Annotated in this window: 24 protein-coding genes; 8 read left to right on the top strand and 16 right to left on the bottom strand. The window is 54.4% G+C overall.

Annotation, left to right across the window (positions count from 1 at the left end; all coding sequences use genetic code 11):
- Window positions 1-218 precede the first annotated feature (218 nt).
- From anmK to pdxY, 5 genes are all read left to right on the top strand, one after another.
- The gene (gene anmK / locus AC22LX_RS03350; protein ID WP_045392462.1) at window positions 219-1,343 is read left to right on the top strand and encodes an anhydro-N-acetylmuramic acid kinase; all 1,125 of its coding nucleotides are present in this window, start codon (window positions 219-221) and stop codon (window positions 1,341-1,343) included.
- An 85-nt stretch (window positions 1,344-1,428) separates the two neighbouring features.
- Entirely contained in the window at window positions 1,429-1,758 is a 330-nt protein-coding gene (mliC, locus tag AC22LX_RS03345) for a C-type lysozyme inhibitor (RefSeq protein WP_161801899.1), read from the top strand.
- A 57-nt stretch (window positions 1,759-1,815) separates the two neighbouring features.
- Window positions 1,816-2,472 (top strand): pyridoxamine 5'-phosphate oxidase, encoded by a 657-nt coding sequence (gene pdxH, locus AC22LX_RS03340; RefSeq protein ID WP_045392565.1) that lies wholly within the window; start codon window positions 1,816-1,818, stop codon window positions 2,470-2,472.
- Between the two features lie 125 nt (window positions 2,473-2,597).
- Window positions 2,598-3,872 (top strand): tyrosine--tRNA ligase, encoded by a 1,275-nt coding sequence (gene tyrS / locus AC22LX_RS03335; RefSeq protein ID WP_045392458.1) that lies wholly within the window; start codon window positions 2,598-2,600, stop codon window positions 3,870-3,872.
- Between the two features lie 61 nt (window positions 3,873-3,933).
- On the top strand, window positions 3,934-4,794 hold the full coding sequence (gene pdxY / locus AC22LX_RS03330; RefSeq protein WP_015366860.1) for a pyridoxal kinase PdxY: 861 nt from the start codon (window positions 3,934-3,936) through the stop codon (window positions 4,792-4,794).
- Window positions 4,795-4,831: 37 nt separating this feature from the next.
- Here the strand turns inward: pdxY and gstA are convergent, their stop codons facing one another.
- The 13 genes from gstA to blr form a co-directional block, all read right to left on the bottom strand.
- Window positions 4,832-5,437, bottom strand: coding sequence for a glutathione transferase GstA (gene gstA / locus AC22LX_RS03325; protein ID WP_045392456.1), 606 nt, complete (start codon window positions 5,435-5,437; stop codon window positions 4,832-4,834).
- Window positions 5,438-5,545: 108 nt separating this feature from the next.
- Window positions 5,546-7,051, bottom strand: a complete 1,506-nt coding sequence (dtpA, locus tag AC22LX_RS03320) for a dipeptide/tripeptide permease DtpA (protein ID WP_045392562.1) — start codon at window positions 7,049-7,051, stop codon at window positions 5,546-5,548.
- Between the two features lie 656 nt (window positions 7,052-7,707).
- Window positions 7,708-8,343, bottom strand: coding sequence for an endonuclease III (gene nth, locus AC22LX_RS03315; protein WP_045392454.1), 636 nt, complete (start codon window positions 8,341-8,343; stop codon window positions 7,708-7,710).
- A 1-nt stretch (window position 8,344) separates the two neighbouring features.
- A complete protein-coding gene (locus AC22LX_RS03310; RefSeq protein ID WP_015366856.1) occupies window positions 8,345-9,043 on the bottom strand; it encodes an electron transport complex subunit E in 699 nt (232 codons plus the stop codon).
- Between the two features lie 3 nt (window positions 9,044-9,046).
- The gene (gene rsxG, locus AC22LX_RS03305; protein WP_045392452.1) at window positions 9,047-9,667 is read right to left on the bottom strand and encodes an electron transport complex subunit RsxG; all 621 of its coding nucleotides are present in this window, start codon (window positions 9,665-9,667) and stop codon (window positions 9,047-9,049) included.
- 9 nt (window positions 9,668-9,676) lie between these two features.
- Window positions 9,677-10,729, bottom strand: coding sequence for an electron transport complex subunit RsxD (rsxD, locus tag AC22LX_RS03300; protein ID WP_045392450.1), 1,053 nt, complete (start codon window positions 10,727-10,729; stop codon window positions 9,677-9,679).
- Window positions 10,730-12,952, bottom strand: a complete 2,223-nt coding sequence (gene rsxC / locus AC22LX_RS03295) for an electron transport complex subunit RsxC (protein WP_047050060.1) — start codon at window positions 12,950-12,952, stop codon at window positions 10,730-10,732.
- Window positions 12,945-13,523 carry an electron transport complex subunit RsxB gene (rsxB, locus tag AC22LX_RS03290; protein ID WP_045392444.1) on the bottom strand — a complete coding sequence of 193 codons (579 nt, stop codon included), beginning with the start codon at window positions 13,521-13,523 and terminating at the stop codon, window positions 12,945-12,947. Before rsxB ends, rsxC begins: the two co-directional genes overlap by 8 nt.
- Complete coding sequence (gene rsxA, locus AC22LX_RS03285; RefSeq protein WP_015366851.1) at window positions 13,523-14,104, bottom strand: electron transport complex subunit RsxA; 582 nt, start codon at window positions 14,102-14,104, stop codon at window positions 13,523-13,525. Before rsxA ends, rsxB begins: the two co-directional genes overlap by 1 nt.
- A 78-nt stretch (window positions 14,105-14,182) precedes the next feature.
- Complete coding sequence (locus AC22LX_RS03280) at window positions 14,183-14,623, bottom strand: DUF2569 domain-containing protein (protein WP_045392441.1); 441 nt, start codon at window positions 14,621-14,623, stop codon at window positions 14,183-14,185.
- Between the two features lie 78 nt (window positions 14,624-14,701).
- Window positions 14,702-14,917, bottom strand: a complete 216-nt coding sequence (gene ydgT, locus AC22LX_RS03275; RefSeq protein WP_015366849.1) for a transcription modulator YdgT — start codon at window positions 14,915-14,917, stop codon at window positions 14,702-14,704.
- Window positions 14,918-15,130: 213 nt separating this feature from the next.
- Window positions 15,131-16,501, bottom strand: coding sequence for a GH1 family beta-glucosidase (locus AC22LX_RS03270; RefSeq protein ID WP_045392438.1), 1,371 nt, complete (start codon window positions 16,499-16,501; stop codon window positions 15,131-15,133).
- Between the two features lie 110 nt (window positions 16,502-16,611).
- Window positions 16,612-16,749 carry a division septum protein Blr gene (gene blr, locus AC22LX_RS03265; protein ID WP_015366847.1) on the bottom strand — a complete coding sequence of 46 codons (138 nt, stop codon included), beginning with the start codon at window positions 16,747-16,749 and terminating at the stop codon, window positions 16,612-16,614.
- Between the two features lie 169 nt (window positions 16,750-16,918).
- Between blr and AC22LX_RS03260 the strand changes: the two genes are divergently transcribed.
- On the top strand, window positions 16,919-17,959 hold the full coding sequence (locus AC22LX_RS03260; protein ID WP_045392435.1) for an oxidoreductase: 1,041 nt from the start codon (window positions 16,919-16,921) through the stop codon (window positions 17,957-17,959).
- A gap of 33 nt (window positions 17,960-17,992) precedes the next feature.
- Here the strand turns inward: AC22LX_RS03260 and add are convergent, their stop codons facing one another.
- Together add and AC22LX_RS03250 are read right to left on the bottom strand one after the other, a co-directional pair.
- On the bottom strand, window positions 17,993-18,997 hold the full coding sequence (gene add, locus AC22LX_RS03255; RefSeq protein WP_045392433.1) for an adenosine deaminase: 1,005 nt from the start codon (window positions 18,995-18,997) through the stop codon (window positions 17,993-17,995).
- Window positions 18,998-19,230: 233 nt separating this feature from the next.
- The gene (locus AC22LX_RS03250; RefSeq protein ID WP_045392431.1) at window positions 19,231-19,626 is read right to left on the bottom strand and encodes a DUF1398 domain-containing protein; all 396 of its coding nucleotides are present in this window, start codon (window positions 19,624-19,626) and stop codon (window positions 19,231-19,233) included.
- Window positions 19,627-19,958: 332 nt separating this feature from the next.
- Here AC22LX_RS03250 and metQ point away from each other — a divergent pair, with 332 nt between their 5' ends.
- Window positions 19,959-20,774 carry a methionine ABC transporter substrate-binding lipoprotein MetQ gene (gene metQ / locus AC22LX_RS03245; RefSeq protein ID WP_045392429.1) on the top strand — a complete coding sequence of 272 codons (816 nt, stop codon included), beginning with the start codon at window positions 19,959-19,961 and terminating at the stop codon, window positions 20,772-20,774.
- Here metQ and AC22LX_RS03240 read toward each other — a convergent pair whose 3' ends face one another.
- A complete protein-coding gene (locus AC22LX_RS03240) occupies window positions 20,775-21,203 on the bottom strand; it encodes a MerR family transcriptional regulator (RefSeq protein ID WP_045392427.1) in 429 nt (142 codons plus the stop codon).
- Between the two features lie 80 nt (window positions 21,204-21,283).
- Between AC22LX_RS03240 and AC22LX_RS03235 the strand changes: the two genes are divergently transcribed.
- Window positions 21,284-22,510, top strand: coding sequence for an NADH:flavin oxidoreductase/NADH oxidase family protein (locus AC22LX_RS03235; protein WP_063447905.1), 1,227 nt, complete (start codon window positions 21,284-21,286; stop codon window positions 22,508-22,510).

Below are 22,510 nucleotides of genomic sequence, written 5' to 3'. Positions count from 1 at the left end.
GGTCAATTATATGGCATTTAAGCGTTCGCTGGCATAGCTTCCTTATGGACTGTTTAAAAATAATAAGGTTCGCTTTAACGACGAATAAACGTAAGTACTTTACCTAACAAATTGTCGCGGCAGAACTATTGTTAAAAAGTATTAGTGCGCCATAGCATTGAACCCTGCTTTATGATGCACTGATGGTTCTGCAAAAGTCATGGAATGAGGGTAGGCGTATGAAATCAGGTCGTTTTATTGGCGTAATGTCTGGCACCAGCCTTGATGGCGTAGATGTCGTTCTGGCGGCGATAAATGAAAACATGGTGGCGCAGCAGGCGAGCCTCTCGTACCCCATCCCGGTCAAACTGAAAGAAGAAATATTAGCGATTTGCCAGGGGCAGCAGCTGACCTTGTCGCAACTGGGACGTCTGGATACCCGTTTGGGGCGGCTTTTTTCGGATGCAGTATTAGCGCTGATGCGCCAGCAGAACCTTCAGCCTGAAGATGTTGTCGCCATCGGTTGCCATGGTCAGACGGTGTGGCATGAACCGACCGGCGATGCCCCGCACACCATGCAAATAGGCGATAACAACCAGATCGCTGCGCATACCGGCGTGACCGTTGTGGGGGATTTCCGCCGCCGCGATATGGCGCTTGGCGGCCAGGGCGCGCCGCTTGTCCCGGCCTTCCATGAGGCTCTGTTGGCGCACCCGGTTGAAAGGCGCATGGTGCTTAACATCGGCGGCATTGCCAACCTCTCGTTGCTGGTTCCGGGGCAGCCGGTACGCGGTTATGACACCGGGCCGGGGAATATGCTGATGGACGCCTGGATCTGGCGCCAGTGCGGTAAACCCTACGATAAAGACGCGCAATGGGCCAGTGAAGGCAAAGTCTTACTACCACTTCTGCAGGATATGTTAAGCGACCCCTGGTTCGCGTTACCCGCGCCGAAGAGCACCGGTCGTGAGTATTTCAACTATGGTTGGCTGGAAAAGCATCTGGCGCGCTATACCCATCTGCGGGGGCAGGATGTTCAGGCCACGCTGACAGAACTGACCGCGGTGTCCATCAGTGAGCAGGTTTTGTTAAGCGGCGGCTGCGAGCGTTTGTTAGTTTGCGGCGGCGGGGCGCGGAATCCGCTGTTGATGGCGCGTCTGGCGGCATTGCTGCCAGGGACTGAAGTCACGACCACCGATGACGCCGGTATCAGCGGCGACGATATGGAAGCGTTGGCCTTTGCGTGGCTGGCGTGGCGTACGCTTGCCGGTCTGCCGGGGAATCTTCCCTCCGTCACCGGCGCCAGCGAAGCGACAATTCTTGGCGCCATCTATCCCGCGAATCGAGCGCAGAATCAGAGTTAACTGAAGTCGCTATTTTTTATTTACCGGTAAACTGGACGAAATTCCGGGAGGGCGGTTTGCTCTCCTGACCGGGAAAGTCGAAGGCATACACATGAAAAAAATTCTTATTGCGGTAGTTCCTTTTATGCTCGCTGGGTGTAGCTATTACAACCAATTCGTTGAACGGATGCAGACCGACACCCTTGAATATCAGTGCGATCAAAAACCGTTGACCGTCCATTTGAACAACGCTCGTCAGCAGGTGAGCTTTATCTATGATAATCAGCAATTAAACCTGACCCAGGGGCTCTCGGCTTCCGGGGCTCGTTATACTGATGGCGTTTATGTGTTCTGGTCGAAAGGCGACAGCGCCACCGTTTATAAACGCGACCGCGCGGTGTTGGATAACTGCCAGTTACAGACCGCGAAACGTTGAGATTTCCGTAGCGGGGGCGCACAATAACGCCACCCTATGACAACGATCTCAATGGTTATGTCTGATAACGACGAATTGCAGCAAATCGCGCATCTGCGCCGTGAATATACCCGTGGCGGCCTTCGTCGCCACGATCTTCCCGCTGAACCCCTGACGTTATTTGAACGTTGGCTGCGTCAGGCCTGCGACGCTAAGCTTGCAGACCCGACGGCGATGGTAGTCGCGACCGTTGATGAAAACGGCCAGCCCTATCAACGCATCGTATTGTTAAAACACTATGACGAAAAAGGGCTGGTGTTTTATACCAACCTGGGTAGTCGCAAAGCACATCAAATCGAAAAAAATCCCCGTATCAGCCTGCTGTTTCCCTGGCATATGCTGGAACGCCAGGTCATGGTAATAGGTCAGGCAGAACGTCTGTCGACGCTGGAAGTGGTGAAGTATTTCCACAGCCGACCGCGCGATAGCCAGATTGGCGCGTGGGTCTCCCAACAGTCCAGCCGTATCTCCGCTCGTGGGATCCTGGAAAGTAAATTCCTCGAGTTGAAACAGAAATTCCAGCAAGGCGAAGTGCCGTTGCCAAGTTTCTGGGGCGGTTTCCGCGTTAGCATCGAACAAATGGAGTTCTGGCAGGGCGGTGAACATCGTCTGCACGACCGCTTTTTATACCAGCGGCAAAATGATGGCTGGCAAATCGACCGTCTGGCGCCATAAAGGACGCAAAATGTTGTTTTAAGCGCTGGTGCTACGTGCTCCGGCGCTTTATTCTATGTACCTTTCGCGTCTGGCGAAAAGTCGTGTACCGGCAAAGGTGCAGTCGTTTATACATGGAGAATTTGATGGCAAGCAGTAACTTGATTAAACAATTGCAAGAGCGGGGGCTGGTAGCCCAGGTGACGGACGAAGAAGCGTTAGCAGAGCGACTGGCGCAAGGCCCGATCGCGCTCTATTGCGGCTTCGATCCTACCGCTGACAGCTTGCACTTGGGGCATCTTGTTCCATTGTTATGCCTGAAACGCTTCCAGCAGGCAGGCCATAAGCCTGTGGCGCTGGTCGGCGGCGCGACCGGTCTGATTGGCGACCCGAGCTTTAAAGCCGCTGAGCGTAAACTCAATACCGAAGATACCGTGCAGCAGTGGGTGGATAAAATCCGTAAACAGGTTGCGCCATTCCTCGATTTCAACTGCGGCGACAACTCGGCGATTGCCGCGAATAACTACGACTGGTTCGGCGGCATGAACGTGCTGACCTTCCTGCGTGATATCGGCAAGCACTTCTCTGTGAACCAGATGATCAACAAAGAAGCGGTGAAGCAGCGTCTGAACCGTGACGATCAGGGGATCTCTTTCACCGAGTTTTCCTATAACCTGCTGCAGGGTTATGACTTTGCTTGCCTGAATAAACTGCACGGCGTGGCGCTGCAAATCGGTGGTTCCGATCAGTGGGGCAACATCACTTCAGGTATCGACCTGACTCGTCGTTTGCACCAGAATCAGGTCTTCGGTTTGACCGTTCCGCTGATCACCAAGGCCGACGGCACCAAGTTCGGTAAAACCGAGGGCGGCGCGGTATGGCTGGATCCGAAGAAAACCAGTCCGTACAAATTCTACCAGTTCTGGATCAACACCGCGGACGCAGACGTTTATCGCTTCCTGAAGTTCTTCACCTTCATGGACATTGCCGAGATCAATGCGCTGGAAGAAGAAGATAAGAACAGCGGTAAAGCGCCGCGCGCGCAGTACGTACTGGCAGAGCAGGTGACGCGTCTGGTCCACGGCGAAGAAGGCCTGGAAGCGGCTAAGCGCATTACCGAAAGCCTGTTCAACGGCAATCTGAGCGACCTGAGCGAAGCGGATTTCGAACAGCTGGCGCAAGACGGCGTGCCAATGATCGAAATGGAAAAGGGCGCCGATCTTCTGCAGGCGCTGGTGGATTCCGAGCTGCAGCCGTCTCGCGGTCAGGCGCGTAAAACCGTAGCCTCCAACGCGGTGACCATTAACGGTGAAAAACAGTCCGATCCGGAATATGTATTCAGCGATAGCGACCGCCTGTTCGGCCGCTACACCTTACTGCGTCGCGGTAAGAAGAATTACTGCCTGGTCTGCTGGAAATAAAAAATAAAACCAGGGCGTGGGAAACCACGCCCTTTTTTCTTTTTAGGGTTGTGGTAAGAAAATGAAGAACATCCTCGCCATTCAGTCTCACGTCGTGTTTGGCCATGCGGGCAACAGCGCCGCTGAATTTCCGATGCGCCGTCTCGGCGCCAACGTCTGGCCCCTCAATACCGTACAGTTCTCCAACCATACGCAATACGGCAAATGGACCGGCTGCGTCATGCCGCCTTCGCATTTGACCGAAATCGTGCAGGGGATTGCCGATATCGATAAGCTGCAGAGCTGCGATGCGGTACTGAGCGGCTATCTTGGTTCCGCCGAGCAGGGCGAACATATTCTCGGCATCGTGCGTCAGGTGAAAGCGGCGAATCCGGCGGCAAAATACTTTTGCGATCCGGTTATGGGGCATCCGGAAAAAGGCTGCATCGTCGCTCCTGGAGTGGCTGAATTCCACGTACGCTATGCGCTGCCGGCCAGTGATATCATCGCGCCGAATCTTGTCGAGCTGGAGATCCTGTGCGGCCATCCGGTGGCCAACGTTGATGAAGCCGTTAGCGCGGCCCGTGAGCTTATAGCACAAGGGCCTCAGGTAGTGCTGGTGAAGCATCTGGCGCGGGCGGGTATGAGTATGGATCGCTTTGAGATGTTGCTGGTGACGGCGGATGAAGCCTGGCATATCAGCCGCCCGCTGGTCGATTTTGGCAGCCGTCAGCCGGTCGGCGTGGGCGATGTGACCAGCGGCCTGCTGCTGGTTAAGCTACTGCAGGGCGCCAGCCTGCGCGACGCCCTTGAGCACGTCACTGCGGCAGTGTATGAAATCATGCTGGCAACAAAAAATATGCAGGAGTATGAACTGCAGGTAGTGGCGGCGCAGGACCGCATCGCCAAACCGGAACATTACTTCAGCGCAACGCAACTGTAAGCGCGATGGCATGCCCGCTTGCGGGCATGCCGATGATTTACTTCAGACCTTCCGCCGACAGCGCCGCCGCAACGGACGGACGCGCCGCGACATGCGCCATCCAGGCGCCAATATTAGCGTAAGCTTCCATATTCAGTTTCACCGCATAGCCCCAGCGCAGGACCGTAAACAGGTAGCCATCGGCGATGGTGAAGCGATGCCCATTCAACCACTGTTTATCCTGTAGCGCCTCATCGACATACTGTAGCTTTTTCTCCAGCAGGGCGCGCACCGTTGGCTTGTAGTCTTCCGGGGTGTCCGGACGGAACAGCGGAGTAAAGCCTTTATGTAGTTCGGTGGCGACGTAATTCAGCCATTCCAGCGTCTGATAGCGGGCAATGGTGCCCACTGGCGCCAGCAGCTGGCGGTCGGGCACGCGGTCGGCAATATACTGCATGATGGCCACACCCTCGGTCAGCAGCACTTCATCGTCAAGCAGCAGCGCGGGAACCTGCCCCTTAGGATTAATCAGCAGGTAGTCATCGCCGTTTTCGAGGCGTTTCTTCGCCAGGTCGACGCTATCGATGGTAAAGTCGAGGCCGCTTTCGCGCAGGGCGATATGAGAGGCAAGGGAACAGGCGCCGGGCTTGTAGAACAGTTTCATCAGTAACTCCTCGTGGCTGCAGTTTCCTGTATGTTAGTCCCCCGTGGGGCAAAAAAAAAGCCGCTAACAAACGTTAGCGGCCTAAATTTATTGGTTTTCCCGGAGCATTTAAGCGGTTGCGGTTTCGTGCGCTTTGGCGACAGCGTCGTCATCCAGCGTCATACGGTTTAGCTTCGGCGCGGTCAGCAGCATCAGGAAGGCGATGACTGCGGTCGCGATACCAATTTGCAGGAACACGTGGCCGTAAACATCCAGAGAAACCAGCGGGTCGGTCACGTTTTCCGGTACTGCCATCAGGTTAGCGATTTTACCTGCAATGATGGCGGCGCCTGCGGTGGTCAGGAACCAGCTACCCATGATGAAGCCCATCAGACGTTGCGGTACCAGTTGAGCAACCATTGCCAGGCCGAGGCCGGAAATCATCAGTTCACCGATACTCTGCAGCGCGTAGCTGAGGATCAACCAGTTGACGGAGACGATACCGGCATCGCTGGCGAATTTGGTACCCAGCGGCAGCACCAGGAAAGCGCCGGAGCACAGCACCATACCGATGGCGAACTTATGCGGCATCGGCAGGCGGTCACCCATCTTGTTATAAATCGCGGCCAGAATCGGGCTACCAATCATAATCCAGAACGGGTTCAGCGCCTGATACTGCTCAGGTTCGAACGCGATACCCAGAATCGAGTGCTCAACGTTACGGATCGCGAAGAAGTTCAGCGAGGTTGGCATCTGGCTGTACAGTACGAAGAATACAATCGCTTCAACCATCAGCAGGAAAGCAACGATCATTTTACGACGCGCCGCGCCCTGCAGCGCCATGGCTTCTTTAGCGAAGATGATAACGATGCCCAGTGCAATGACGCCCAGCGCCATACGTGCGATGCCCTGATTGTGCAGCAGCCAGGTGGCAATAGCGACCAGCACTACCACGCCGACGATGGTCGCCAGCAGTTTGCCGACATGCACCGGAGCGAAGTCAGGTTTGGAACCGTACTGTTTAACCCACTTCTGGCAGAAGGCGAAGTTAACCACGGTGATCAACATGCCCACGACGCTCAGCGCGAACGCCACGCTCCAGCCGAACTTCGCTGCCAGCCACGGCGTGGCGAGCATAGAGAAGAAGGAGCCGATATTGACGGACATATAGTACATGGTAAATGCACCGTCCAGACGCGGGTCGTTCTTGTCATAGCAGGTGGAGAGCAGGGAAGACGGGTTAGCTTTGAACAAGCCGTTACCGACGGCGATAGTCGCCATACCCATATAGACGATGGCGGCATCGTGACCGGACCAGGCAACCAGCGCATAGCCGATAGCCAGAACAATCGCGCCAAGCATAATGACGCGTTTGGTGCCAAGCACCTTGTCGCCGAGCCATCCGCCGATAGCGACCAGGCCATAAACCAGTGCACTAAAGGAAGAGAACAGGGTGATAGAATCCGCTTCCGACATACCCAGCTGTTTTACCAGGTAAACGGCCATGATCCCTTGCAGGCCGTAATAACCAAAACGCTCCCATAACTCAATGGAGAAGATGAGATAAAACGCTCTTGGTTGTTTGAAAGCGTTCAAACTCACGCTTTCTGCTGGTTTATTGTTTGCAGTTGACACATATACCTCTTTTTTTACATCCCATATTAACGGGGGCTGTTTGGGGCGCAATCCCGGAGGACCGCCGCCTTTATAGTTATTCTTGGAGGGAAAACGGCAAGTAATGTTCACTATCCTGCCCCATCAGGCAATAGCTTTGTAATACTCTGTTACACATAACTAAGCCACTATAATTAGCCAGTCATACAAATGTTATACAGAGTTAAATTTCACCTTTTCGTTAAACCTGATATTTTAATCTACGCCGGGCGGCCATTGTGGGGATAAAGGCGATATATTCTGCTTTTTGACCTTGAAGGCAGTGGGATGACCTATATTCCTAAAAATAAGCAGGCTATTCTCCTGGTGACTGAGGCTCTGATATTGAAATTGCTGGCTTTTTGCAGCATTTTCGCAACAGTAATTTAACGACGAGTTGCGTGGATGATCTTGATCACAAATACATAGAAAATTTTCAGCGGTAAAAAACGATTGCGCTGATTGCTGGTTATATAACCGCATAATTATCCATCTAAATGGCAAAAGTATGGAGTCATTGTCGGTGTGATTGATGAAAAATAGAACCATAACCACAGGTTAGGTTATGGCTCCGGGCGATCGTTGGTGAAAATAGCGGTGACTGACGAGGACGGTAATATTCAGCAGATATGCAAAAATCAGGACTCAACCTTCTCTTTATACTCGCACAAATCTTCTATCAGGCAGGAACCGCAGCGCGGTTTTCGCGCGACGCAAGTGTAACGGCCGTGAAGAATAAGCCAGTGGTGACAGTCAACTTTAAACTCCGCCGGAACCACCTTTAACAACTTTTCTTCGACTTGTTCAACGTTCTTACCGGGAGCAAATTGTGTCCGATTGCAAACGCGGAAGATATGGGTGTCGACGGCAATAGTCGGCCAGCCAAAAGCGGTATTCAGCACGACATTGGCGGTCTTACGACCGACTCCTGGTAGCGCTTCCAGCGCCGCCCGGTCTTCCGGCACCTCACCGTTATGTTTCTCCAGTAAGATGCGGCAGGTCTTAATGACGTTTTCGGCTTTACTATTAAACAAACCAATGGTTTTGATATAGGACTTCACGCCGTCAACGCCAAGCTCCAGCATCGCCGCCGGCGTATTGGCGACCGGATAGAGCTTCGCCGTCGCTTTGTTGACGCTAACATCAGTGGCCTGCGCTGACAGCAGCACCGCAATAAGTAGCTCGAACGGTGAGGTGAAATTGAGTTCAGTGGTTGGGTGCGGGTCGTTATCCCGCAGCCTGGTCAGGATCTCCAGGCGTTTGGCTTTATTCATCTTACGCTTTCCCTGTCACATCAGTTGGGGCGACGGAGACGGCCTGCGCCGCTTTCGCCTTACGCTGCTTAGTACGCTCATCGATGAGGTATTTTACCGCCAGCATCATACCGAGGCCAATGAAAGCGCCTGGCGGTAGCATCGCCAGCAGGAACGGCGTATCGGTATGGAAAACTTCAATGCGCAGGACTTTCGCCCAACTGCCTAATAAGCTATCGGCACCATCAAACAGCGTGCCATTACCGATTATTTCGCGCAGCGACCCCAGCACAAACATGGCGCAGGTCGCGCCCATACCAATGGAAAAACCATCGAGCGCTGACAGCGCCGGTCCTTTTTTGGCGGCGAACGCTTCGGCGCGCCCAACCACGATACAGTTGGTCACGATAAGCGGAATGAAGATACCCAGCGATTGATACAGGCCGAAAGCGTAGGCATTGATAAGCATTTGTACCACGCTGACTACCGAGGCGATAATCATCACGTAGATCGGAATACGGATCTCCGCCGGTGTCCAACGGCGCAGGCTGGAAATGGTGAGGTTGGTGAGCGTCAGCACCAGCGTGGTCGCCAGACCGAGGCCCAGGGCATTGGTAGCCGTCGAGGTAACCGCAAGCAGGGGACACATCCCCAGCAGCTGGACCAGCGCCGAGTTATTCTTCCACAACCCTTGAACAATGACGTCTTTTACTTCGCTCATGGCTTAGTCTCCGCAGGCGGTGAATTCAGGGATCTGCGCGGGCAGCGTTTGCGCATACAGTCCCGCGCGTTTAACGGCGTTTACCACCGCGCGTGGGGTAATGGTCGCGCCGGTGAATTGGTCGAAATCACCCCCGTCTTTTTTCACCGCCCAGTGGCTATCATTTTGGCCATGGATAACCTTGCCGCTGAAGTGGGTGATCCAGTCAGAAATACGCAGTTCAATCTTATCACCGAGCCCGGGGGTCTCATGATGCTCGGTGACGCGTGAGCCGAGAACGGTGCCTTTAAAGTCAGCTGCGACCAGAAGTTGAATCGCCCCGGAATAACCATCCGGCGCCGTGGCTTCCATCACCGCGCCGACCGGCGCATCGTTATGCTTTGCAATCCATACTTTATGCTGACCTTTGCCTAACTGCGGCGCGGTCACCAGATAACAGCTTTTCAGCAGATCGTTATTATAACTCTCCGCTGGCAGGACCTGATCGAACAGGGCCTTTTGCTGTAGCGCGGCCTGCTGCTCAATGGTGTTCTTGGTTAATTCATTGATGGCGGCCGTCAGTCCGGTAGAGCCAGCGGCAAAGAGCGCCAGCGTGATGCCGTGTTTACGCATGCTATTTAACATCGCGACTCCTCAACGGTGGCCATACACGCGCGGACGCGTGTAGTAGTCAATCAATGGGACGGTAATATTCGCCAGCAGCACGGCGAAGGCGACGCCGTCCGGATAACCGCCGAAGCTGCGGATTAGCCACACCAGTAAACCTGCCAGCGCGCCGAAAATCAGGCGTCCGCGGTTGGTAGTGGATGCCGTCACCGGATCGGTAAGGATAAAGAACGCTCCAAGCATGGTGGCGCCGGAAAGCAGATGCATCTGCGGCGATGCCAGGCTTTCCGGTGAGAAAATCCAGCCGAGAGTGGCACAAACGGCAAGGCTTAACAGGAAGCTTACCGGAATATGCCAGCGAATGGTTTTTTGCCAAAGCAGGAACAGACCGCCAGCCAGCCAGGCGAGGTTAACCCACTGCCAGCCGAGACCAGCCAGTTGGCCGCCGTAAATTGGATACTGTAGGATCTCTTTTGCGCTGTGTCCGGCATGCAGGGACGTTTTAAACGTATCCAGCGGCGTGGCCTGACTGATACCGTCGATTCCCATACGCAGGCTGTTCATATCGCCGCCGCTGGCGGTATGGCCGCTGAAAATAACCTGCAGCGCATCCATAAAACCAGGCACCTGAGCGGCAATCTCATGCGGTGGTAACCAGGAGGTCATCTGCACCGGGAAAGAGATCAGCAGAACAACATAGCCGATCATCGCCGGGTTAAAGGGGTTATGCCCTAATCCGCCGTACAGTTGCTTGGCAATCACCACCGCAAAGGCGGTGCCTAACACCACCATCCACCATGGCGCCAGCGGCGGAATACTGACGGCCAGCAACAGCCCGGTCAGCAGGGCGGAGTTATCCGCAAGGGTTGCCGCAATATTTTGTTTGCGCAACTTGAGAATAGCCGCTTCGGTTCCCCATGCGGTGAAGGCCGCGAGGATAATCTGCAACAGGGTACCCCAGCCGAAAAACCAGCTCTGGACGATAATACCAGGGATCGCCGCCAGCAGCACCAGTAGCATAATTCGCGAGGTCTGGCGCTGGTTGTGGGTATAAGGGGAGCTTGCAATTCTGAAAACCATTTATTCCTCGTTAACTGCCTGCTGTGTTGCTTTACGCGCCTGAACGCGAGCGATAGCTGCCGCGACGGCCGCCTTACGCGGATCGTCATTGGCGGCATCCGGCGCGGATTGTTGTTCTGCTTGTTGTGCGGCCTTTCGCGCTTTGGCACGGGCGATAGCGGCCTCAACGGCGGCTTTACGCGGGTCGACCACGGGGGCAGCCTCAACCAGTGTTTCACTTTCGGCAGAAGGTGCTGCGCTTTCAACTTGCTGTGCGGCCTTACGCGCTTTTGCACGGGCGATAGCGGCTTCAACGGCGGCTTTACGCGGGTCGACCGCGGGGGCAGCCTCAACCGGTGTTTCACTTTCGGTAGAAGTTGCGACGTTCTCAACCTGCTGTGCGGCCTTACGCGCTTTGGCACGGGCGATAGCGGCTTCAACGGCGGCTTTACGCGGGTCGACCGCGGGGACAGCCTCAACTGGTGTTTCACTTTCGGCAGAAGGTGCGACGTTCTCAGCCTGCTGCGCGGCTTTGCGCGCTTTGGCACGGGCGATAGCGGCCTCAACGGCCGCTTTGCGCGGATCGCTTGCTTCGGCTGTTGATTCAACAGCGGCTTGCTGTTCGGCTTTGCGCGCCCGAGCCTCGGCTTTACGCGCTTCGCGGGCGGCAATCGCTTCGCTGTTGTCCGGTTTGCTGCCGGACTGAATGACAATCGGCTGCGCCGCGTCACGCTGCTTATCGCGTACGCGGGCCAGCGCGGCGTTAATGGCATCCTGATCTTTCGCCGCCGGTTGTACGGCTGCTTTTTTGTGCCGCTCCTGACGCGCGGCTTTTTCACGTTCAAGACGTGCCTGTCGCGCTTCAAAACGAGCTTTCGCTTCGGCGGCGCGCTGTTCTTCCAGGCGAATGGCGGCTATTTCCGCTTTTTCCTGGCGGAAATATTGCACCAGCGGAATATTGCTGGGACAAACCCAGGCGCAGGCGCCGCATTCGATGCAGTCCGCTAAGTTATGCGTGGTGGCTTTATCGTGCTGCTGGCCTTTACTAAACCAATACAGCTGCTGGGGGAGTAGATCTGCCGGGCAGGCATCAGCGCAGGCGCTGCAGCGGATACAGCCTTGCTCTTCCTGCGTTTCGCCCATCTCAGTTACCGACGGCGCCAGCAGACAGTTAGTGATTTTCACGACAGGAACGTCAAGCCAGGGCAGAGTGAAGCCCATCAGCGGGCCGCCCATAATGACCATCGGCTCCGCGCTGGCGCAGAAGCCGGCATCGCTCAGCAGATGACGCACCGGCGTACCCAGGCGCGCCCAAACGTTGCCCGGACGACTAATCGCTTCGCCGGTTAAAGTGACGACGCGCTCGGTTAACGGCTCGCCGTCGATAACCGCGCGTTTAACAGCATAAGCGGTGCCAACGTTCTGCATCAGAACGCCAATATCGGAGGAGCGGCCGCCGTGCGGCACCTGCTTACCGGTAAGAATTTGCGTGAGCTGCTTCGCGCCGCCGGAGGGATATTTCGTTGGGATCACCCGCAGCGCTATGCCATGGGCGTCGGATAATACCGCGCGCAGCATGGAAATGGCCTGTGGTTTATTATCTTCGATACCAATCAGCACCTGTTTGGGCTGCAAAATATGCGCAAGGATGCGGATCCCTTCAACGACCTGCGCCGCGCAGTCCTGCATCAGGCGATCGTCGGCGGTGATATAGGGTTCGCATTCCGCGGCATTGATAATCAGGGTGTCGATTTTATCACCGCCGCCGCGCAGTTTTGTTCCCGTGGGGAAGCCGGCGCCGCCTAGCCCAGCAACGCCAAACTGGTGGATACGCTCGATCAGTTCTTCACGCGATTTGTTGTGGTAGTCGCTCCAGCCGTCGCGCTCGATCCAGCAGTCATCGCCATCGGCGTCGATAATAACGCTCAGTTCCGCCAGCGCGGAAGGATGGGCGGTCGAGTGAGGCTCGATGGCCGTCACCGTCCCGGAAGTTGGGGCATGGACCGGCAGCATTCTGCCAAAACCGCGGGTCAACGGTTGGCCGCGCAGAACCTTATCGCCCGGTTGTACGCACAGTTCGCCTTCAGCACCGATGTGCTGCTTCAGCGGAATGACGAAACGCTGCGGCAGAGGAACCTGACGCAGCGGCGTGCCGTTGGACTGAGTTTTCATTTCCGGCGGATGAATACCGCCGTTGAAATCCCAGATCTTGTCTTTTCGGAAAGCGGAAAATAACTTAAACATGTTGTTCCACAGGAATATTGCGTACTGGGATGGTTTGCAGGTCCCATTTCCAGGTTTCGGTGGTCTGGGCGACTGGACGCAGGTCAATACACTGAGTCGGGCAGGGGGCCACACAGAGATTACAGCCGGTACACAGGTCGCTCATTACCGTATGCATGGCGCGGGTCGCGCCAACGATGGCATCGACCGGACAGGCCTGAATACATTTGGTGCAGCCAATGCAGTTGGCTTCATCAATCACCGCCAACATGCGAACCGGCTCTTGCTGCTGCTCGTCGCCGTCAATAGGCTGCGGATCGACATTCAATAACGCGGCGATTTTTAACATGACTGCTTCGCCGCCGGGGGCGCAGCGGTTGATTTTTTCACCCTGGGTGCCTACGGCTTCCGCGTAGGGACGGCAGCCCGGAAAACCGCACTGACCGCATTGGCTTTGCGGCAGCAGTTCATCAATTTTTTCTACCACCGGGTCGTCTTCCACCGCAAAACGGCGCGACGCGTATCCCAGTATTAAGCCGAAGATCAGCCCGAGCAGGCTGATGGCGATCACGGCTATCCAGACAGCGCTCATTACAACTTCACCAAACCACTAAAGCCCATGAATGCCAGTGACATTAATCCAGCGGTCACCAGCGCAATCGCGTTACCGCGAAACGGCGCGGGAACATCGGCAACCACCAGGCGTTCGCGAATGGCGGCGAATAACACCATCACCAGCGAGAAACCGACGGCAGCGGCGAAACCGTACAGCGCGGACTGCAGGAAATTATGCCCGAGGTTAATATTCAGCAATGCCACGCCCAGCACCGCGCAGTTGGTGGTGATTAACGGCAGGAAGATCCCCAGCAGACGATACAGCGCCGGACTGGTTTTACGGACCACCATCTCGGTAAATTGCACCACCACTGCGATGACCAGGATAAAGGCCAGGGTGCGCAGATAAACAAGGTTCAGCGGGATAAGGATCCAGGTATCAATCAACCAGGCGCAAATCGAGGCCAGCGTCATCACGAAGGTGGTGGCCAGTCCCATCCCCATAGCGGTTTCCAGCTTTTTGGAAACCCCCATAAACGGGCACAATCCAAGAAACTTCACCAGCACGAAGTTATTAACAAGGACAGTACCGACAAAGAGCAGTAAATAATCAGCCATTATTGGACCTGAAACGAAAAAAAGCCGCCTATTATCGAATAAATCGATACCGGCGACAACAGGTGAACTGTGTGGTTATTACGGATTGACGAAGGTCCGCTTAACCCGCGCAGAGCGTCGAAAATAGGGCGCAAACAACGCTGCGGCAAGCAACGGAAACAACAGCTGGCGCATGGCCAGAAGATCCGAAATCGGCGAAAAAGCAAACGCCTTAATCGCCAGCAGCAGAGAAATAAGCAGCCAGATAATGTAGTGCTTAGGTACCACCGCGCGGCGTTTGAAAAAAGCGATTGACAGCCACAGGGTATAATACCACATCGCGACGGCGAACAGCAGGGAAGCCAGCCATAGCGCCAGGTGGCCGAAGCTCATTGCTTTCAGCAATGCCCAGGTCTGCGGCGCCATCAGCGCATTCGCGTACAGTAGTAATGATAGAGAGGTGCTGAACAGCGCGAGCAGTAACCACGCCAGCGGCGCCAGTAGCCACCCGCCGATACGTTCTGCAGATTGAGAGGACATCGTAACCCCCGGATTCAACGCCAGTTAGTTAATTTCAGGGCGGGAAGTATAAGCAACTGGCGTGAATGATAACAGCCTTTATTGCACGTAACGCCATACCGACTTCGGCACCTGGCCTACATCGAACAGTTTTCCGCCAGAGACTAACTCGGCGCGGCGGTGATCGGCGGCGCGATACATGTTGACGATTTCATTGGTGTCAGAGAGAGAATAGTTAAGATGATCAAAAAGTTTTTCCAGGCTTTCCAGCGAACTAATTTTGCGGAATTTTAATAAATAATCCTGTACGGTCATTTGTGTATCCATTTAATAATCGGAATTAAGTCGAATATTACCAATTTTCTGTAAACCGTGTTTCAACTAACAGCGCCTTCTTGATGGGCCGGCGGAATTATTTCGGTTGCCAATACTAAAAACAAGAACTGATTAGGGTCCTGGCATCGTAAAAAGAAATTTAAGAATATTCTACAACCAGATCAGGCGCCGGACGGCGCCTGGGAGGGAAGATTAACGCTGTTCGCCTCGGCTGGCAATAACGTTTTGATACCAGAAATAACTCTTTTTTCGTTTGCGAGCGCGGTTCTGCTGGTGATCGACGTAGACAAAACCGTACTGCTTCTGATAACCGTTGAGCCAGCTTAGCAGGTCAATAAAGGACCACGGGTAAAAACCACGGACATCCGCACCTAATGCTATTGCTTTTTCCAGCGCATTAATGTGGCTACTCAGATAGTCAATTCGCGGATCGTCGACAATTTCACCGTCAATTATCGGATCTTTTGCCCCCAAACCATTTTCGGTGATATAGATTGGGATATCGCCATAGCGCTCTTTTATCATCATGATGCCGTCGGTTAATCCCTGCGGCCAAATTTCCCAACCCCATTCAGTATAAGTACTTTGCGGATTGCGGACGAAATAAAATAATCCATCTACGCCGGACTCGCCGACGCCTGGACCCTCCTGCGGCGTGGCGGAGACCGTCTCCCGACGGTAATAATTCAGGCCAATAAAATCACAGCGGTTTTCCTTAAGCAGCGCATCATCGCCCGGGGCGAAGCGCGGTACATTCCACAGCGCCTGAGCCTGACGAAGCAAATCGTCTGGATAGACGCCTTTCAGTACCGGATCGTAGAACCAGTGGGTATGAATAGCATCGGCCAACGCGGTGGCCTTAATATCCTCCGCGCTTTGCGTCAACGGCGTATGGGGCTGCAGGACATTAACGAAACCAATCTGACCGTCAATGTTCATTTCACGAAAGCTCTTAACGGCCAACGCGTGGGCGATAAAGACATGGTGACAGGCCTGGATGGCGCGCGCCGGGTCGCGTACCGCCGGTGGGTGGCAGCCATTTATATAACCGTGGCCAATAAATACGATAGTTTCGTTAAAGGTGGCCCACAGTTTGACCCTGGAACCGAAGCGCTGATAGCACAGACGTGCGTATTCAGCGAAGGCTTCCGCGGTGCTGCGGGCCTCCCAACCGCCTTCGTCCTGCAATGCCTGCGGCAAATCCCAGTGATAAAGGGTGATCATCGGTTCGATATTGTGCGCCAGCAGTTCGTCGATCAGATCGCTGTAAAACTGTACGCCGGGTTCATTGACTTCGCCGCGGCCACGAGGCAATAACCGTGGCCAGGAGATAGAAAAGCGGTAGCTTTGGAGCCCCATTTCCGCCATCAGGGCGACATCTTCACGAAAACGATGGTAGTGATCGACTGCGATATCGCCATTGGTACCCTGAAAGGTGGTTCCCGGCTGGTGCGAGTAGATATCCCAAATAGAAGGGCCTTTGCCATCGGCATCGTGCCCGCCTTCAACCTGGTAGGCGGCCGTTGCGGCCCCCCAGAGAAAATCTTGCGGAAATGCGGCCATCAAAAAAACTCCTTATCAAGTGATAAAGAGAGTGTATTGAATGGCGCGACAAATCTGCAACCGGTTTCTGAAACCGGTTGCAGATTTGCGGCGAGTATCACTTTTTGCCGTTACTTTGCCTGAACGGTGCTGGCCGGAGGCGGGGACTGATAATCATCGATTTGATGCGCAACCACCAACAGCACAGCCGAAACGCCAAAAACAACCCAACCAATAAGTTCTACAATGCGGGTAAAAACAGTCGTCATAATTCTAAAGCAGAAAGTTAAAATGGACTGAAATGTTACTAAACCGCGGAAACAACGCAAGTACTACCGCCCATGCATTGCGCAAATGGCGCAAAGATGAACACCGTACACTGATAAGTGGAAGATTGCGGTTTATAGTTAAAGTCATGTTGCCTGTGAGGATGACGCCATGAGTGATGCTATACGGGTAGGGCTGATAGGCTACGGTTATGCAAGCAAGACATTTCATGCGCCTCTGATTTCCGGTACGCCGGGTATGGCGCTGTCGGCTGTGGTCAGTAGCGACGCGCAGAAAGTGCTGGCAGACTGGCCGGCGACCCAGGTGGTGGCTTCCGCGAATTCGCTCTTTGCTGACCCCGATATCGATCTCATTGTCATTCCGACCCCCAACGATACTCATTTTCCGCTGGCGCGAGCGGCGCTGGAGGCGGGCAAACACGTCATTGTTGATAAGCCTTTTACCGTGACACTGTCACAAGCGCGTGAGTTGGATGCCATCGCCAGAAGCCGTGGGCGTCTGTTATCAGTATTTCACAACCGGCGTTGGGATAGCGATTTTCTTACACTGAAGGCCTTGATTGCCGCTGGGGAATTGGGAGAGGTCAGTTACTTTGAATCACATTTCGATCGCTATCGTCCGCAAATTCGCGATCGCTGGCGTGAGCTAGGCGGCCCTGGCAGCGGTATCTGGTATGACTTAGGCCCTCATCTGCTGGATCAGGCGGTCAATCTGTTTGGCCTGCCGGTGAGTATTGCCGTCGATCTGGCGCAGCAGCGCCCCGGCGCTCAGGCGACGGATTATTTCCACGCGGTGTTAATTTATCCGCAACGACGCGTGATTTTGCACAGTACGCTGCTGGCGGCGGCGGAAACGGCGCGTTATATCGTCCATGGTTCACGAGGAAGCTATGTGAAATATGGTCTCGATCCGCAGGAAGAGCGTTTGAAAAGCGGCGAGCGGCTGCCGCAAGAGGATTGGGGCTACGATATGCGCGACGGCATATTGACCCGTGTTGAAGGTGAAGAGCGCGTCGAGGAAACCTGGCTGACGCTGCCGGGAAATTATCCCGCTTATTATGCGGCGATCCGCGATGCGCTCAACGGCAGCGGTGAAAACCCGGTACCCGCAAGCCAGGCGATTCAGATTATGGAACTGATTGAGCTGGGGATTGAATCGGCACGGCACCGGACGGCGCTGTGCCTGATTTAACCGCTTACTCCGCCTGTGCGGCGGAGCTTTGACTTAATGAGCCTGCAGGACGCGTTGCATTAGTGCCTCTTTTTCCTGACGACTCAGGAACGCCAGCTCCAGACCGTTAATTTGCGCCTGGCGGATCTGCGCACGGCTGAGGCCTGCCGCCGGTGCGGCGACATTGTACTCATGAATGATATCCACACCCTGTACCGCCGGATCATCGGTGTTAATGCAGGCCAGAACGCCGTGATCGAGGAAGGTCTTCAGCGGGTGCTGCGCCAGTGAGGCGACGGTACTGGTCTGGATGTTTGATGTCAGGCAGGATTCAATGCCAATACGTTCAGCGGCGAGGAAGTCCATCAGCTTCGGATCCTGCACCGCTTTCACCCCGTGACCGATACGTTCGGCGCCCAGTTCACGAATAGCCTGCCAGATACTTTCCGGCCCGGCGGCTTCACCTGCGTGGACGGTAATACGCCAACCCGCGTCACGTGCGCGGCGGAAATGATCCATAAACAGCGCGCCAGGGAATCCCAGCTCATCGCCAGCCAGATCCAGCGCGGTGATACCATCGCGATGGGCCAGCAGGGCGTCGAGTTCTTCTTCACAGGCCGCTTCGCCGAAGGTGCGGCTCATGATGCCAATCAGACGCGCTTCGACGCCAAAATCACGGCAGCCCTCACGTACTCCGGCAATCACCGCTTCGACGACGCCGGCGACCGGCAACTGATGGGTCATCGCCATATAACGCGGAGAAAAGCGCAGCTCAACGTAGTGCAGGCCGTTGCGCGCGGCGTCTTCAACGTTTTCCCAGGCAACACGCCGGCAGGCTTCCAGAGAAGCCAGCACCTTCACGCCCCAATCGAGTTTCGCCAGGAAGCTGACCAGGTCTGGTTCATTGCTGGTGACCTGCACATGCGGACGCAGCGTTTCAAGCGTGTCTGCCGGGAGAGTAATATTGAACTGGCGGCCAAGATCGAGAATGGTTTGGGCACGGATGTTGCCGTCAAGATGGCGGTGAATGTCAGTTAAAGGCAAAGTTGAATCAATCATGGACGCACTCGTTTTTTAGTTGAAGTGCACGACATTATACATCAGCAGCGGAACTGTTTAAAAGTAGGGAAAAAATCCTGTTGATACAGAGAGATGACTTGAACAAAGTCTGTTTTTGCGCAAATAAAGAGCCATTTTTTCTTTTTGTTGCGCAATTCGGCTGATGGACTGCCCGCCACAAAACTAACTGCGGGCCGCCTGAATATCCGGATGAGCGTTTAATAATTTTGCGATTAAAATGGCAGAATCATATTTTCCATATGCAATAACGTATTATCTTTTGACCAGTAATGGCGCGTTTTTTCATTAAGATCAACCACCCACTTGAATACCCCTGCATTTGCCAGTTCAGCGCAATAGATATCAAAAGGGGTGATACCGCTAAAGTGGCGTCGCGCAGCTTCTCGGGTAAGCGTTCTGCAGGCCTGCGAGTTAACACGCAGCAACTTTCTGTTGCTTTTCAGGGAAACGAAAGTATCTGATGACATAACAAAATTCACATTCCCGGTAGCGACAAAATAAATGTAATAAGAGACATTATTTTCAATAAGTACTTCAGTAAATGAAATAAAATCCGCATCAGTACGTACTCGCTCAAAAATGGTTCTGAGCAAATCCAGAAGCTCCATGGTTTTCCTTGTGGGCGTGAGACGGCTTCATATACGGTTGGTGTATATAAAACGTTCACATATCTATTTATTATAATGCTAATTATATAGGCTTAATTTTAATGTGTGTAATGGTGTTGGAACAGTGTTTCAAGTGTTACAAAATATTGCTTCAGCGTCAGATATCGCTGTTGAGCTGGCAGGGAGTAAAACAGCGCGGCGACTTATCAATAGCATTTCGCTATTAGTCATAGAGAATCAGTATTTAATCTTAATATGCCGCTTTTATATAGTGTCACGGACTACTATTCCTGCCATCGTTAGCAGGCTATTTTATAAAGGACGCTGGAAAAATGGCATTTACTCTGAAAAATTTGACGCATTCATTGGTTTTCGCTGGCGCATTGCTGCTGGCAGGCTGTGGGCCAAAAGATCAGGATCCGAATCATATTAAAGTGGGGATTAGCGCGGGGATCGACCAGCAAGTCTGGGCGGTGGTGCAAAAGGTCGCCAAACAAAAATATAACCTCGATGTCGAGGTGGTGACTTTCAATGACTTCGTCCTGCCAAACGAGGCGCTGAACAATGGCGATCTCGATATCAATGCTTTCCAGCATAAACCCTATCTGGATAAACAGATTCAGGAGCGCGGCTATAAGCTGGTAGATGTCGGTACCACATTTGTCTATCCGATAGCCGCTTATTCAAAGAAAATCACCGCCATTTCACAGCTTCCGGACGGCGCCCAGGTGGCGGTGCCTAACGACCCAACCAACCTTGGACGCTCACTGTTATTGCTGGAGAAGCAGGGGCTCATCACTCTGAAAGAGAGGGTTGGCCTGCTGCCAACCGCGCTGGATATCGTGAAAAACCCGAAGAAGCTGAAAATCGTCGAGATTGAAGCGCCGCAGCTGACCCGCGCGCTGGATGATAAACAGGTGACCATGGCTATCATTAATACCACCTTTTCCAGCCAGATTGGCCTGTCGCCGACGCGCAATGGTCTGTTCATTGAGGATAAAAATTCGCCGTACGTCAATATCTTCGCCAGCCGTGAAGATAATAAAGACAGCGCAAAGGTAAAGAACCTGGTGAAAGCCTATCAGACCGACGAAGTCGCCAATGCCGCCGCCGAATTGTATAAAGGTGATGCGGTGAAAGGTTGGTAGCTATTCTTCCCTCGCGGTCTGGCCCTGCGTATCCAGCACCTGAGTTAACACGCGCCGCGCATTAGCGGCGCAGTCAATGTCATCCGGCTTCTGTTGTATCTCATCAATAACGCTTACCAGCTGCGCTTTGCTGTGCGCGAGTTTCTGTTCCAGTTTTTCAATATCCGCCACTTTTTGTTGCAGGGTGGTGAGAAGCGTTTGTCGGTCCCAGTGGTTGAGATCGGACGGTAACAGGGCGGCGATTTCTTCAAGAGTAAATCCCGTCGCCTGAGCGGTAGTAATCAATCCCAGCACCACCAGCGCCTCTTCCGGGTAGCTGCGATAGCCATTGGCTTTACGCTGCACGGTTTTGAGGATCCCGGCGCGCTCGTAATAACGGATCCGCGAAGGCGTAAGGCCGCTGCGTTTTGCCAGAGTACCGATGTTCATTTTTATTCCTCATAAGCTGCTTGACCTTAAACTTAACTTTAAGGTTATGGTTTGTCCAGTACACTGACTGGAGCCCTGACATGAAACTCTTTACTCCGCTGCGACTGGCCTCTGGCGTCGTCATTAACAACCGCATCGCTAAAGCGGCGATGGAAGAAAATATGGCCGATGCCGATCATGCGCCGTCAACGGAATTACTCACTCTCTATAAGGCCTGGGCGCAGGGGGGCGCCGGGGTGATTATTACCGGCAATGTGATGGTGGACGCCAGGGCGATGACCGGCCCGGCGGGCGTGGTGCTGGAAGATGAACGACATCTCGACAGGTTCCGCGCCTGGTCGCAGGCGGCGCGGGCGAATGGCGCGCAGGTGTGGATGCAGATCAATCATCCTGGGCGACAGATGCCTGCGGGCCTGGGACAGACGACGCTGGCCCCTTCGGCGTTGGCGCTGGATCTTGGGTCGCAATCTTCGCGCTTTCGCCTGCCGCGGGCCATGGATGAGAAGGATATCGCCGATGTGACGCGACGGTTCATCACCACCTCCCGGTTAGCGGAACGCGCTGGATTTCACGGCGTCGAAATCCATGCCGCCCACGGTTATTTGCTGAGCCAGTTCCTCTCGCCGCTCAGTAATCAGCGCACCGATCGATATGGCGGGAGCATTGAAAATCGCGCCCGTCTACTGCTGGATATCGTGCGCGGCGTACGCGAGACGGTGGCGGCGGATTTTACCGTTGTGGTCAAACTCAATTCAGCGGATTTCCAGCGCGGCGGCTTTTCGATTAACGATGCGAAGAGGGTGGTGCAAATGCTGGCGGAAAGCGGCGTCGATCTGGTCGAACTTTCCGGCGGCAGCTACGAAGCGCCGGCGATGATGGGCGCCATGCGCGATGAGCGGACGCTGGCGCGGGAAGCTTACTTCCTGCAGTTTGCCGAGCAGATCGCCGAAGTGGCGACGATTCCTTTAATGGTCACCGGCGGCGTGCGGCGGCGTGAAGTGGCGGAAAGGGTGGTGAATAGCGGGGTTGCGCTGGTGGGCATCGCCACGGCGATGGCGATTGTCCCCAGTCTGCCGCAGTACTGGCGTGAGGGGGAGTTCGATGCGCCACTGCTGCGTCAGGGTAACTGGAAGAACAAGGCCATTGCCGCCACCGCGCATATGGCGGCGGTGAAATATCAGCTGCAGCGGCTAAGCCGCCATCGCGCGGCGCGGCCGCAGGTCTCACCGCTATGGGCGCTGCTGACGGCGCAACTGACGGCGAAACGGCAGGCTAAACGTTATCGGCGCTGGATGGCGGGAAAGTAA

It is taken from the genome of Klebsiella sp. PK01 (assembly GCF_057624675.1).
Note: the sequence above shows the minus strand (reverse complement) of the source record. Positions and strands in the feature narration are given on the sequence as shown.